The organism is Agrobacterium sp. ST15.13.015 (assembly GCF_027871645.1).
GTDB classification, from domain to species: Bacteria; Pseudomonadota; Alphaproteobacteria; order Rhizobiales; family Rhizobiaceae; genus Agrobacterium; species Agrobacterium leguminum.
On the sequence record NZ_JAQAHF010000007.1, the window covers coordinates 82,045 to 95,960 of the forward strand.

General features: G+C 61.7%; 11 protein-coding genes. 3 read left to right on the plus strand and 8 right to left on the minus strand.

The window, feature by feature from the left end:
* Positions 1–3: 3 nt before the first annotated feature.
* The 3 genes from PIB16_RS12805 to PIB16_RS12815 all read right to left on the minus strand — a co-directional run bounded on the left by PIB16_RS12805 (position 4) and on the right by PIB16_RS12815 (position 3,200).
* Positions 4–717, minus strand: coding sequence for an HAD-IA family hydrolase (locus tag PIB16_RS12805; protein ID WP_271045684.1), 714 nt, complete (start codon positions 715–717; stop codon positions 4–6).
* Between the two features lie 257 nt (positions 718–974).
* Entirely contained in the window at positions 975–2,348 is a 1,374-nt protein-coding gene (locus PIB16_RS12810; RefSeq protein WP_271045685.1) for an aspartate aminotransferase family protein, read from the minus strand.
* Positions 2,349–2,363: 15 nt separating this feature from the next.
* Positions 2,364–3,200: a GNAT family N-acetyltransferase gene (locus PIB16_RS12815; protein ID WP_271045686.1), complete on the minus strand. Its 837-nt coding sequence runs from the start codon at positions 3,198–3,200 to the stop codon at positions 2,364–2,366.
* Here PIB16_RS12815 and PIB16_RS12820 point away from each other — a divergent pair.
* The 3 genes from PIB16_RS12820 to PIB16_RS12830 are packed head-to-tail and all read left to right on the plus strand — an operon-like array spanning position 3,165 to position 5,481.
* The gene (locus PIB16_RS12820; protein ID WP_137004789.1) at positions 3,165–3,515 is read left to right on the plus strand and encodes a hypothetical protein; all 351 of its coding nucleotides are present in this window, start codon (positions 3,165–3,167) and stop codon (positions 3,513–3,515) included. The genes PIB16_RS12815 and PIB16_RS12820 overlap by 36 nt on opposite strands.
* Positions 3,516–3,522: 7 nt before the next feature.
* Positions 3,523–4,191: a haloacid dehalogenase type II gene (locus tag PIB16_RS12825; protein ID WP_035221404.1), complete on the plus strand. Its 669-nt coding sequence runs from the start codon at positions 3,523–3,525 to the stop codon at positions 4,189–4,191.
* 15 nt (positions 4,192–4,206) lie between these two features.
* Entirely contained in the window at positions 4,207–5,481 is a 1,275-nt protein-coding gene (locus PIB16_RS12830; protein WP_271045687.1) for an NAD(P)/FAD-dependent oxidoreductase, read from the plus strand.
* A 271-nt stretch (positions 5,482–5,752) separates the two neighbouring features.
* Here PIB16_RS12830 and PIB16_RS12835 read toward each other — a convergent pair whose 3' ends face one another.
* The 5 genes from PIB16_RS12835 to PIB16_RS12855 form a co-directional block, all read right to left on the minus strand.
* Complete coding sequence (locus PIB16_RS12835; RefSeq protein ID WP_271045688.1) at positions 5,753–7,210, minus strand: NAD-dependent succinate-semialdehyde dehydrogenase; 1,458 nt, start codon at positions 7,208–7,210, stop codon at positions 5,753–5,755.
* Between the two features lie 15 nt (positions 7,211–7,225).
* Complete coding sequence (locus PIB16_RS12840; protein ID WP_271045689.1) at positions 7,226–8,269, minus strand: tartrate dehydrogenase; 1,044 nt, start codon at positions 8,267–8,269, stop codon at positions 7,226–7,228.
* A gap of 13 nt (positions 8,270–8,282) precedes the next feature.
* Positions 8,283–9,746, minus strand: a complete 1,464-nt coding sequence (locus PIB16_RS12845) for an aldehyde dehydrogenase family protein (RefSeq protein ID WP_271045690.1) — start codon at positions 9,744–9,746, stop codon at positions 8,283–8,285.
* 141 nt (positions 9,747–9,887) lie between these two features.
* Positions 9,888–11,855 carry a hydantoinase B/oxoprolinase family protein gene (locus tag PIB16_RS12850; RefSeq protein WP_271045691.1) on the minus strand — a complete coding sequence of 656 codons (1,968 nt, stop codon included), beginning with the start codon at positions 11,853–11,855 and terminating at the stop codon, positions 9,888–9,890.
* Positions 11,856–11,858: 3 nt separating this feature from the next.
* Positions 11,859–13,901 carry a hydantoinase/oxoprolinase family protein gene (locus tag PIB16_RS12855; RefSeq protein ID WP_271045692.1) on the minus strand — a complete coding sequence of 681 codons (2,043 nt, stop codon included), beginning with the start codon at positions 13,899–13,901 and terminating at the stop codon, positions 11,859–11,861.
* Positions 13,902–13,916: the final 15 nt, after the last annotated feature.

The following is a 13,916-nucleotide window of genomic DNA, read 5'->3' on the forward strand; positions in this document are numbered from 1 at the left end:
GGCTCAGCCGCCCGTATGTTTCACTGCTTCGGCAAGGCCGGCCATCGAGGTGAAGTGGTAGTCCGGCTCGGTAAAGTTTTCCGGCTCGATCGTACCGCCATATCCTTTCTGGGCGTGGCGACGCTCGATCCAGCAATTGGTCATGCCCAGTTTCCGGGAAATGCCGATATCGTGGTACTGGCTTTGCGCGACGTGCAGAATGTCGTCCTTCGATGCGCCTTCGCTTTCCACAAAGGCGAAGACCTTTTCGAAGAAGGCGGGATCGGGTTTTTCGGTGCCGGTGTCATCCGCCGTGAAAGCGGCATGAAAGGGATTGCCGAGTTCCTTCGAGAAATATTCGAAGGCCCAGCGCTGGGCGTTGGTCATGGCGATGAGGCGATGCGTCTTGGCAAGTTCGGCCATGGCGGCGCGGCTGTCTTCAAAGCCTTTCCAGCTTTTTGCCGCATCGCGCAGGCGTTCACCGAGCGCGCGTTCCGCCGGCAGGCCAAGTTCGGGAGCGATGATCAGGTATACGCGGACGAGGTCATCCGGAAACAGGTCGGTCGCGTCGGAATAACGGGCCGCGCGGTAAAGCGCGAGCGCCTTTTCACCATCGACCTCCACGCCGTTTTCCGCGCCGATTGCGGCCAGCGTCGATTTCAGGCCGCCTTCGAAATCGATGAGGGTCCCCACCACGTCGAAGCTCATATATTTGAAGTCGCTCAGTTTTTTGGGCAATGTCGGTCTCCGCTTTGCCGCCTTAAGCCTCTTGGGGAGCCGGCGGCAGATTATTCTGTTCCCGGACGGGATCCTTGCCCCGTTCCCATTTACGATTACGCCCTTTTTTATGGCGTTTAGTGCCGTTTGCATTAATAGTTTGGCACTTTCGGCACACCGGATTCGCCGAAATGGATCGGCTCTTCGGCAGAATATTGCGAATATGCGGTGCGTTGCGACATTTCGAGAGGATGCCGCAACGCCACCCGGCTATCGCCTCAGGCCATGGCGGCCCGTACTGCGGGGTCTTCGAGCGTCTGGTCGAGGGTCTTCAGCGTCCGCTCGATGATGGCGTCGATCTCGCTGTCGGTGCAGCAGAGCGGCGGCGCGTAACCCAGAATACCGTTCGCAAAGGCGCGCACGATCAGACCGTTTTCCCAGGCGCGGTCGAAAACCTTGCGTGCGGGTGCCGCAGCGGCCGGCAGCGGCGTTTTCTTGTCCTTGTCGGTCACGAGTTCGATGGCGGCGAGCATGCCGCGCCCGCGGACATCGCCGACCAGCGGATGGCTTCTGAGGCTCTCAAGCCCCGCCATCAGCCTTTCACCGGCGCGGCGGCCGTTTTCCAGCAGCCCGCCCTCGTAAAGTTTCAGCACTTCGAGACCGACGGCGGCGCTGACGGGATGGGCCGAATAGGTGTAGCCGTGCCCGATTGCGGCCTCGCCTGCGAAGTCGGCTATTGTATCATAGACGTGGTCCGCCATGAAGACGGCACCCATCGGCACGTAGCCGGAGGTCAGACCCTTGGCGGTGGTGATGAAGTCCGGCACGATATCCTCGTCGGCACAGGCAAACAGCGGCCCCGTGCGGCCAAAGCCGGTGATGACCTCGTCGGCGACGAAGAGGATGCCATAGGACCGGCAGAGGTCACGCATGGCCTTGATCCAGCCGGGAGGCGGCACGAGAACCCCACCGGAACCCTGGATCGGTTCCGCATAGAAGGCGGCGACGCGGTCCGGACCGATCGTCTCGATCTTGTCCTTCAGGATTTGGAGGGAGGATGCGATGATGGCGGCCGGGTCGCTTCCCACCGGGTTACGGTAGGCGTAGTGCGACGGGATTTTGTGCTGCCAGTCGTAGGGCACGCCAAAACCGGCATGGAAAGCGGGCAGGGCGGTGAGGCCCGAACCGGCGGTGGTGGAGCCGTGATAACCCTGTTCGATGGAAATGAACTGGTTGCGCTGCGGTTGGCCCTTGGCATGCCAGTAATAGCGGATGAACCGAATGGTGCTGTCCACCGCATCGGAACCGCCAAGCGTGAAATAGACGTGGTTAAGATCGCCCGGTGCGCGGTCTGCAAGCTCGGAGGCCAGCCGGATTGCCGGTTCGCTGCCAATGTCGAAATAGGCGGTTGCATAAGGCAATTCCCGCATCTGCTTTGCCGCTGCTTCAACAATGCTGTCGTGCCCGTAGCCGGCATTGACGCACCACAGGCCGGCAAAACCGTCGATGAGCTGATGGCCGGTCATATCGGTGACGGTGGCGCCGCGTGCCGATTGCAGCACCCGCACGCCCAGCTTCTCATGGCCACGGAAGGAGGAGACAGGGTGCACCAGATGGGCGCGATCCAGTTCGATCAGTGAATTGCTTAACATGGGGTCTCTCCGGATTCAGCCCAGCGCCTGGCTGGTCAATGCGAATGTTTTCAGTTTTTTGTCGGCGGGGATTTCGGTTTTCGACCGGCGCATGGCGATGCCGCCGCCGACATGGCCAAGACCGCGTTCGGCAAGCCAGGAGGCAAGGCCCGTATCGGCGCTGGTGTCCACACGAAGGAATGCGCCGGGACGTTCAGAAAACACGAATGCGATCAAATCTTTCGCGATTTCAGCGTTTTCCGCCACGACCGGGCCGATGACTTCGCCGCGCCCGAAGGCGCGAAGTGCTGCAAAGCCCTTGATGACGCCCTGTTCCTGCACGAGGGCGAAACGCGCCCTGTCGGCAAGTGCTGCAAAGAGGGTTGTGCGATCCGCACCGAAAGCCTGCGCATCAAGCACGGCGAGTTCGGCCGGATCGATGGTTTCCGCCCAGGTGACACCTTCCGGCCTGTCGGTCGCGGCCGGAATGCCCTGATGCTGGAGCACCTCGCCGCAGGCGGCGAAGCCCAGCTTTTCATAAAGGGGCAGGCCGTCGGCCGTAGCTACAAGGCGGCACTCGCGATTTTCTGCTGCGTCCAATGCCGCGCCCATCAGCTGGCGTCCAAGGCCGCGGCCGCGCATGCTCTCGTCCACGATCACCATATTGACGGTGGCGCAGGTGTCTCCGAGAATCGTCGCCATGGCGGTTCCGACGACGCGCCCGTTTTCCAGGGCGACGAAACCCTTGCTCAGGGAAAGGACCAGCGCCCAGTCTTCTTTCCGGTGCGGCCAGCCGGCCTGGCGGGAAAGTTCAACGGCCGCGTCGAGGTGGTCCGGTTGAAACGTTTGGATATCGATCAGGCTCGCCTGCATGCCGGAACTCCGTTTTTCTGCTTATTCATTGATAGACCGATGCCGAAAGAAGATTGTCCCGACAAATGGGAAGGTTCGATATGTTTCGCTGTTGCTTTTATCCGCCGCCGCATCTTATGCCGCATCTTGTCCGCACCCGGCCGTAAACCGGGGACCGGCGGCGGCTTCCGGTTTGCCTCAACGCAACTCTCTGCCAAACTGGCGGCTGCATACGCAACAATCTGCTTCCGCGAATGGCAATTGCGGTGCGTCGACCGGGCAAAGGCTTTCTATGATCAATTCATTCCGGCACGGCCGATCCCCAAGCAAGGATGACGACGACATGACCATCTTCCGCCCGAAATACATCTCCTTCGATTGCTACGGCACGCTGATCAATTTCCAGATGGCAGAGGCCGCCCGCGATCTTTATGGCGATCGTCTCGATGAAGCGCAGATGCAGCAGTTCATCAAGAATTTTGCGGCCTATCGTCTGGATGAGATCATGGGCGACTGGAAGCCCTATGCTCAGGTGGTTCACAATTCGCTTTCGCGCAGCTGCAAGCGCAATGGCGTGGCCTTCAAGGATGAAGATGCCACCTTCGTTTACGAGCGCGTTCCGACCTGGGGCCCGCATGCCGATGTTCCGGCCGGGCTTGCCAAGGTTGCGAAGGAAATTCCCCTCGTCATCCTCTCCAATGCCATGAATTCGCAGATCATGTCGAATGTCGAAAAACTCGGTGCGCCCTTCCACGCGGTCTACACCGCCGAGCAGGCGCAGGCCTACAAGCCGCGCTTCAAGGCTTTCGAATATATGTTCGACATGCTGGGCTGCGGTCCGGAAGACATGCTGCATGTTTCCTCCTCGTTCCGTTACGATCTGATGTCGGCCCATGATCTCGGCATCAAGAACAAGGTCTGGGTCAATCGTGGTCACGAGCCCGCAAATCCCTATTACGGTTATGTCGAAATCGCCGATATTTCCGGCCTGGCAGGCGTGGTTGGATTGTAAGGAAAGGTCGGGACCATGAAGTTCGTCTCCTATTGGCACGATACCGCGCCGCAATTTTCAGGTGCCGCGCAAGGTCCCGTCGAAGGTCATTACGATGTCGCCGTCATCGGTGGAGGTTTCACCGGTCTCGGTGCCGCGCGCCAGCTGGCCAAGGCCGGCGCGCGGGTGGTCGTTCTTGAAGGGGAGCGGGTCGGCTGGGGCGCCTCCGGCCGCAATGGCGGGCATCTCAACAATGGTCTCGCCCATTCCTATCTCTCCGCCAAGGCCGAGCTTGGCAAGGAACGCGCGATCGCCCTCTACAGGGCGCTCGATTCCTCCATCGATACGCTGGAGGGCCTGATCGCGGAGGAAGGCATCGATTGCAACTTCCGCCGCTCGGGCAAGCTGAAGCTTGCCTCCAAGCCGCAGCATTTCGAAGGTCTGGCGAAGAATTTCGAGGCGCTGCATGCCGAGGTCGATCCCGATACGGCGCTTCTTTCCGCAGTCGATCTCAAGTCGGAGATCGGTTCGCCCTTTTATGGCGCCATGCTCTCGAAGAAGAGCGCCATGATGCATATGGGTCGCTATGTGGCCGGCCTTGCCGAAGCCGCCAGCCGTCATGGCGCGGTGATTTTCGAAAATGCGGCGGTGACGAAGCACATCCAGAACGGCAGGACCCACGAACTGGAAACCCCGCGCGGCAAGGTGACGGCCGACAATGTTCTGGTGGCGACCGGCGCTTACACGCCGTCCGGCTTCGGTTATTTCCGTCGCCGCATCATCGCCGTCGGCAGTTTCATCATCGCCACGCGGCCGCTGACGGATGCCGAGGTTCAGGCCTCGGTTCCGGGCAACCGCACCTATGTCAACTCCATGAATATCGGCAATTATTTCCGTCTGGCGCCGGACAATCGCTTGATCTTCGGCGGCCGCGCCCGCTTTTCCGCGACATCCGACCAGCGTTCTGATGCCAAGAGCGGCGCGATCCTGACGGAAAGCCTGCATCGCATCTTCCCGCAGCTTTCCCATGTGCCGATCGATTATTGCTGGGGCGGTCTGGTGGACATGACCAAGGACCGTTATCCGCGCGCCGGTTTCCATGACGGCGTCTGGTACGCCATGGGCTATTCCGGCCACGGTGCGCAGCTCTCGACGCATCTCGGGATGATTATGGCTGACGCCATTCTGGGACGGCCGGACAAGAATCCGCTGAAGGGGCTTGATTGGCCGGCGGTTCCCGGTCATTTCGGCAAGCCGTGGTTCCTGCCGCTGGTGGGCTTTTATTACAAGATGCTGGACAAGATTCAGTAGAAGGGCTGTTAGTTTTTCCGTCATGCCGGACTTGATCCGGCATCCAGCCACCGCGCGTCTGCGCGGTGAAAGAGTCTTCTGCGATCAAGGACTTGATTGCGCTGGACCCCGGACCAAGTCCGGGGTGACGGAGTAAATGCTGCGACTTTTCCAAACCTATTTGTGTCAGGACTGTATTTCCAATTCCCGCAATGCCGCTTTTTCAATTCCGCGCTACACAAAAAGAAGGGCCGCAGAGCGGCCCTTTAGGCGGGGAGGAAAGAAGTGGGCGTCAGGCAAGCCCACCGATATGAAAGGCCTTGGTCTCCAGATATTCTTCGATCCCGATCTGCGCGCCCTCGCGGCCGAGACCGGATTGCTTGACGCCGCCGAAAGGGGCGACCTCGGTGGAGATCAACCCGGTATTGAGACCGACCATGCCGAATTCCAGCGCTTCGCCCACACGCCAGGCGCGCTTGAGGTTCTCTGTGTAGAAATAGGCGGCAAGGCCGAAGGGTGTTCCATTGGCGATGGCGAGCGCCTCTTCTTCCGTCTCGAAACGGAAGAGCGGAGCGACCGGTCCGAAAGTCTCCTCGCTCGCCAGCTGCATCGCCGTCGTTGCGCCCGTCAGCACCACGGGCGCTGTATATTGCGGACCATCAGGCAGATTGCGCGGCTTGGTGATGACCGTGGCACCCTTGGAAACGGCGTCATCGATATGGGCGCGGATTTTCGCGATCGCCGGTTGGTTGATCATCGGGCCAATGGAGACGCCCGCTTCCGTTCCGGGACCAACGCGCATGGCGTCGACGCGATCCGCCAGCTTCTTCGCAAAGGCGTCATAAACGCCGGACTGCACCAGAATCCGGTTAGCGCAGACGCAGGTCTGGCCACCATTGCGGAATTTCGAAACCAGCGCGCCTTCAATGGCGAGATCGAGATCGGCATCGTCGAACACGATGAAGGGCGCATTGCCGCCCAGTTCCAGCGACAGGCGCTTGACGCTGTCGGCAGCGCCGCGCATCAAAAGCGAACCGACGCGGGTGGAACCGGTGAAGGAAATTTTCCGAACCGTCTCATTGGCCATGATTTCATTGCCGATATCAGTCGGCATGCCGGTGACGATGTTGATGACGCCCGCGGGAATGCCGGCCCGTTCGGCAAGCACACCAAGCGCCAAGGCCGAATAGGGTGTGAATTCCGAAGGCTTGATGACGACGGTGCAGCCGGTGGCGAGTGCCGGCGCGACCTTGCGGGTGATCATCGCATTCGGGAAATTCCACGGCGTTATGATGCCGCAGACGCCGACCGGTTCCTTCAGCACCACGATGCGCCTGTCCGGCGTCGGTGAAGGGATGGTACCGCCGCCGATACGCCGGGCCTCTTCGGCAAACCATTTGACGAAGGATGCGCCGTAGCGGATCTCGCCTTTGGCCTCCTCAAGCGGCTTGCCCTGTTCGGTGGTCAGGATCAGGCCGAGATCGTCGATATTCTCGATCATCAGCGCGAACCATTTTTCCAGAAGCGCTGCGCGCTCCGCGTGGGTCTTTTTCTTCCACGGGCCGAAGGCGGCGTTGGCGGCTTCGATGGCCGCGCGGGTTTCTGCGCCGTCCATATCTGGCACGGTGCCGATGACCGCCTGCGTCGCCGGATCGATCACATCGACCGCCTTGCCCGATGCCGCCGCCTTCCAGGCGCCGCCGATCAAGCCCGTCTGGCGAAAGAGTTCCTTGTCCTTCAAACCTTGCATCATCTGTCTCCGAAATCAGTCGAGTGCCGCAAGAACCGCGGCGGTGATGGCGTCTGTCTTGTCCTTGCCCGGCACCGTGCCGATACCCCGGCCGGTCGCCGTTTCGAGCGCCGTCATGATACGCACAGCCGCGTCTTTTTCGCCGAGATGCTCGAGCATCATCGCGCCGGACCAGATGGCGGCGATTGGGTTGGCGATGCCGAGATGGGCGATATCAGGGGCCGAACCGTGCACCGGCTCGAACATGGACGGCGCGCTGCGGTCAGGATTGATATTGGCGGAGGCGGCAAAGCCGAGGCCGCCCTGAATGGCTGCGCCGAGGTCGGTCAGAATATCGCCGAAGAGGTTGGAGGCGACCACGACATCGAGGCTTTCCGGGGTCATGACCATGCGGGCCGCCATGGCGTCGATGTGATAGCTGGAAACCTCGACGTCGGGATATTCGGCAGCGAGCTTGTGGGTCACCTCGTCCCAGAACACCATCGAATATTTCTGGGCATTGGACTTGGTGATGGAGGCAAGCTTGCCGCGACGCTTCTGCGCCTGTTCGAAGCCGAAGCGCAGGATGCGCTCCACGCCCTTGCGGGTGAAGATCGAGGTTTCGACGGCAACTTCATCATCGGTGCCCTGATGCACGCGGCCACCGGCGCCGGAATATTCGCCCTCCGTGTTTTCACGGATGCAGAGAATGTCGAAGCCATCGGCCTTCAAAGGCCCCTGCACGCCGGGCAGAAGCCGGTGCGGGCGGATATTGGCATATTGCACGAAAGCCTTGCGGATCGGCAGCAGCAGGCCGTGCAGCGAGACAGAGTCCGGCACTTCCGCCGGCCAGCCGACTGCACCGAGCAGAATGGCGTCGAAGCCGCGCAGTGTTTCGATGCCGTCCTTGGGCATCATCGCGCCGGTTTCCTTGTAGAAGGCGCACGACCAGGGGAATTCTGTTCCTTCAAGCGCAAAACCGGAGGTTTTGGCGGCGGCGTTGAGCACCTGCCATGCGGCGTCCGTTACGCTTTTGCCGATGCCGTCTCCGGGAATGAGTGCGATGCGATGCGTTTTCAAGACATTACCCCTGTTACAGTCCGATAAGGACGCTTTTGCTCTTGCGGTTGGCGAGATAGGCCTCGCGTCCGAGATCCTTGCCGATGCCGGAGCGTTTGTAACCACCAGTCGGCAATATGTGGTCGCGCGAGCGGCCGTAACGGTTGACCCAGATCGTGCCCGCCTGGATGGCGCGGGACAGGCGCATGACGCGCGAGACGTCACGGCTGAAAAGACCCGCCGCCAGACCGTAGGTCGGATGGTCGGAAAGCGCCAGAGCCTCTTCTTCCGTGCGGAAGGTCTGCAGCGTCAGCACCGGGCCGAAGATTTCCTCGGTGACGGCAGGAGAGGTCTGGTCGACATTGGCGATCAGCGTCGGCTGATAGAAATACCCGGGACCGTCCATGATCGCGCCGCCCGTCAGGCATTCGCCGCCATGGGCGACGGCCGCCTGCACGATGCCGTCGATGCGCTTGCGCTGCACCTCGGAGATGATCGGCGAATATTGCGTCGTCTCGTCCCAGGTCGGGCCCGGCTTCACTGCCTTCATACGGGCGATGATCGCGGTGGAAAGGGCATCCGCAGCACTTTCCTCGACGATGATGCGCGAGCCCGCCACACAGGCCTGCCCGGCATTGGAGAGGATATTTCCGGCGATGGCCGCTGCCGCCTTCTCGATATCGGCATCGGCGAAGACCAGTTGCGGGCTCTTGCCGCCAAGTTCCAGCGTCATGGGCTTGATGCCGGTGCGGGCGATGTTGGCCATGATGGCGGCGCCCGCGGCGGTGGAGCCGGTGAAGCTGACCTTCGAAATTTCGGGATGGCCGGTGATGGCATTGCCGGTCACGGGCCCGTCGCCCAGCACGATGTTGATGAGACCTGCCGGCAATCCGGCCTTGATCGCCAGCTGCGCCATGAAGATGCTGGAGAAGGGCGTCATTTCCGATGGTTTCAGCACCACGGCATTGCCTGCCGCGAGCGCCGGGCCGAGCTTCCAGCCGGCCATGGAGACGGGGAAATTCCACGGCGTGATGGCGCCGACGACGCCATAGGGTTCGGTCATGATCATGCCGAGGCTTGCATCGTCGGTCGGCACCAGATCGCCGCCTTCCTTGTCCGCGAATTCGGCGAAGAAGCGGATTTGTTCGGCGGTGACGGCGATATCGCCGGCGATGAGCTGGCCCACCGGCCGCGTCGAGGACAGCGCCTCGATTTTCGCCAACGTCTCGGCTTCCTGTTCGATCAGGTCGGCCCAGCGCTGCAAGACCTTTGTGCGCTCGCGCGGGCGCACGCCGCCCCAGTTGCTGCTCTTCAACGCGGCCTTGGCAGTCTGCACAGCCTCATCGACCAGCGCCGCATCCGCCTTGGGACAACCGGCATATTCGATGCCGTCCGAAGGGCGGTGCATGTCGATGCCGTTTGCCGCCGGAACCAGCCGGTCGCCGATGAAGTGGCCGATCGGCAGGGATAAGCTGTCTGGATCGAAGCTGAGCGTCATGTGGAATCCTCTTTGGATATGCCCCAACGCTAATCCCTGATGGCAAGCAGCATCGACCGACTGCGGCGCGGGCGGTGAATGAAAATCCTGTTTTGCCACCGGCAGACAGCGCAATCTTCGGCGGCCGGTATGTGCCGCAGGTCAAACGCCGTAGCGGGCGCTTATCCGGTCAAAAATCCCGGCCATCCGCTCGCTAAGGGGGCGGTGATCATCGCCCTCGTTTTCGACCGCTTCAAACACCCGGTGTTTCAGGAAGAAGCGCCATCCCACGGGTGATTTTTGCAGGAATTGCGTCAGGAGATCATAACGTTCCCGGGTCCAGACCGCCTCGAAGGCGAGCCGCTCCGGTCCGTAGCTGATGATATCGTCCGTCTTCCGGCGCGGCGCGGCGCGCAGGGCAGCCGTTGCCTCCTCATCGATCTCGTCACCGATGAGCACCACCCCATAGTGTCTTGCAGCATTTTCTGCCGAGACCGCACCACGCCGCACATCGCGCAGCACGGCCTGCGGCGGGCGGGTGAAGGGGTCGCCGTAACCGCCGGCTCCCGGCCCGACGACTCGAATGACATCGCCCGGGCCGCAATGGACGATATCGGTATTGCCGAGCGAGATTTCGCCCTCGGTATCGGGATTGCGGAGGAAGCGGGAAATCAGCCCCGGACCTGCCCCGTTGACACCCCAGCTCGCCATCACCGAACGGTTGCGGTTGCGGGCCGTGACCACCGTTTCCGGGGAGGATATTTCAAACTCCATGACAGCCGAAAGCCCGCCGCGAAAACGGCCGGCCCCGCCGGTGTCACGTTGCAGCCCATAACGGCGGAAAAGGATCGGTACTTCCGCTTCGCTGATTTCAATCGGCGTGTTGCGCAGAAAACCGGTGGCGCCGCCCGCGCCGTCGCTGCCGTCGCAGAAGGGCGTACCGCCGCCGCCGCCGCCAACCGGGCCGATGGAGGCCATGACCGGGCGGCCGTTCCTGTCGCTGGTCTTGATGTTCATGATGGCGTTTCCGCCGGGTGAGGCGGCGGGAATAAGCTCCGGCAGCGCCTTTGCAAAAGCGCCGATGGTGACGATCTGCGTCATGGCGCAGGTCAGCGAACGCATGCCGACGGCGGCCGGGCGCTGGCAATTGACGATCGTGCCTTCCGGCAGCACGGCCCGTGCCGGGCGCAGGGTGCCGGCATTCAGAAGCAGGCTGTTATCGAGCGTATAAAGCACATAGGTCAGTCCGACCATGACGAGTGAATGCCGCTCGCGGCCGCCGGTCGGCATGTTCAGCGACGAGCCGAGCTGCGGGTCGCTGCCGGTATAATCGAGGACGGCTTCGCCGCCGCGGATTTTCAGTGTCAGCGCCACGCGGCATGGCCGGCCGCCGACGGAATCCTCATCGGCATAATCGGCAAAGAAATAGTCGCCATCGGGCACCCGGGTGAGGATTTGCCGGGTCTGCTCTTCCGCATAATCGAAAATCTGGCGCACCCCGTCCAGAAAATCGTCAAAGCCGAAGCGGGCGATGATTTCCTGCATCTTGCGTTCGCCGATATTAACGGAGGCGATCTGGGCGTGGAGGTCGCCGATATTCTGTTCCGGCATGCGGACATTGGCCTTCATCATGTCGATGATGAAGGGATCGAGCCTGCCTTTGCGAACGAGCTTGACCGGCGGAATGCGCAGGCCTTCCTGCTCGATTTCGGAAAGCGAGCGGGACAATGAGGCGGGAACCGCGCCGCCGACATCGGTGTTGTGGATGTGCCCGACCACGAAACAGGCAATTTTGCCCTCATGGAAGACCGGTTTCCAGATGTGGATATCCGGCGAGTGGGTGGCGACGAAACCGCTATAGGGGTCGTTGGTGATGCAGATATCACCCTCTTCATATTCTTCGAACATGGAAAGCAGTGGCGCGTAGTCGATGCCGCTATACCAGGGCGCGCCGAATTGCCGGGGATTGGCGAAGGCCAGCCCTTCGCGCGTCACCACCTGACAGGAAAAATCCTCGGTTTCCTTGACGAAGGCGGAATGGGCGGTGCGCATCAGCGTAAAGGCCATGGCATCGGCGGCGGCCGAGCAGAAATTGGCGAGCACCTTGAGATTGCGGCGATCGATGGTCATGGGTCAAAACTCCCGCTTGGTAATGACGAGATTGCCGAAACGGTCCACATGGACCGTAAAGCCGGGCGGCACGACGGTGGTGGTGTCGTCCTGAAGGACGATGGCGGGACCGTTGAAATCGTGGCCGGCCGCCAGATCGTCACGGTGATAGATCGCCATGTCGTGTTCCATGCCGCCAAACCAGCCTTTCGTGTGAAAGCGCGGCTTTGCGGGGCCTGTGGCCACGCCTGTCTCGCGAAGCGGCGGCTTCGGTGTTTTCCCGGAGACGACGAGCCTGAGATTAACCATCTGCACCGCCGCCCGCTCATCGGAATGACCGTAGAGGCGGGCATGTTCCTCATGGAAAGCCCTGTTTATCGCGCCGGCGTCGCCGCTGCCCAGCCATTCCGGCTGGAGCGTGGTTTCGATTTCGTAGGATTGGCCGCGATAGCGCATGTCGGCGGAAAGCCGCATCTCGCAATCGCCGTTAAAACCCTGTTCTTTCAACCAGTTGCGGCCGGTTTCCTGCATTTCGGCGAGAAGGGGGGCGAGATCGGAGGCCTCCCCGTCGTTCACATCGCAATAGGTGGTTCGGATGAAATCGTTCTTCAGATCGGCAATCAGGCCGCCGAGCGCGGAAACGACGCCCGGGGTGGGCGGCACCACCACACCCTTCATGTCCAGCTCGCGGGCGAGGAAGCAGGCGAGCATCGCGCCGGCGCCGCCGAAAGCGAAGAGGTGAAATTCGCGTGGGTCGATGGCGAAGCGGGAGGTGAGGGCGTTCACCTCCGCATACATGCCGGAGACGGCGATATCGACGATGTTGCCGGCGAGCGCCTCGACGGAAAGGCCGAGCTTTTCCGCGAGCGGCGAGAGCGCGGCGCGCGATGCGGCGTGATCGACGGTCACCGCGCCATAACCGAGCGGCATATGGCCGATGAGATTGGCGGCCGCCATGGCATCCGTGATCGTCGGGCGGTTACCGCCGCGTCCGTAACAGGCCGGCCCCGGCGTCGAGCCGGCACTTTCCGGCCCCACCTGCAACAGGCCGAGACTGTCGACCCATGCGACCGAGCCGCCGCCCTGGCCGACGGAACTGACGGAAACGGAAGGGACATGAATCTGGAAATCGCCGATCAGTTCGCCGACCCCATATTGGGCTTCGCCGTTCAGGATAACGGCCACATCGGCGCTGGTGCCGCCGATATCGAGGCTCATCACCCGCTCAAAGCCGCTGGCCTTCGCCAGATAGCCCGCGCCGATGACGCCGGAAGCTGTGCCCGAGAGGATCATCTGCACACATTCCCGCCGCGCCTGATCGATGCCCATGACACCGCCATTGGTCTTGGTGATGAGCAGCGGGCAGGCAATGCCTTGCCCGCGCAGCACCGTTTCGAAACGGTCGAGGTAATGTGCGACGCGCGGCTGGACATAACCGCTGATGACGGCGGTGACGGTGCGCTCATATTCGCGGATGATCGGCCATGTCTCGGCAGAGGAGACCACCGGCAATTGCGGCGCGATGTGTTCGATCATCGCCTTCACGGCCCGTTCGTTTTCGGGATTGCGGTAGGAATGCAGGAAGGCGAGCACGATGCCGTCGCAACCGGCTGCAAGGGCGCCGGCGACAGCCTGCGCCACATTCTCTTCGCTCGGAGCGAGCTTTACCTCGCCGGTCGCCAGCATGCGCTCGGCTATGCCGAAAACCCGTTCGCGCGGGATGAGCGGTTCCGGCCGCACGGAATAGAGATTGTGGATCTGCGGAATTTTCAGGCGTGCAACGCCCAGGACGTCCTCGAAGTTTTCGGTGGTGAACAGCGCGACGTTCTGGCCGTTGCGCTGGATCACGGTGTTGACGCCGACGGTGGTGCCATGGGTGAAATAGGAAACGTCCTTCGCTTCGATGCCGTCGCGCTTTTTCAGCGTATCGAGCGCGAGAAGGATTTCTTCTCCGGGCGCATCGGGGCGGGAAAACACCTTCAGGGTGGAAAGCGCGCCGGTCCCATCGTCGAACACGGCAAAATCCGTAAACGACCCGCCCACATCGACGCCAATGCGATATCCCATCTCTTCCGTCTCCTT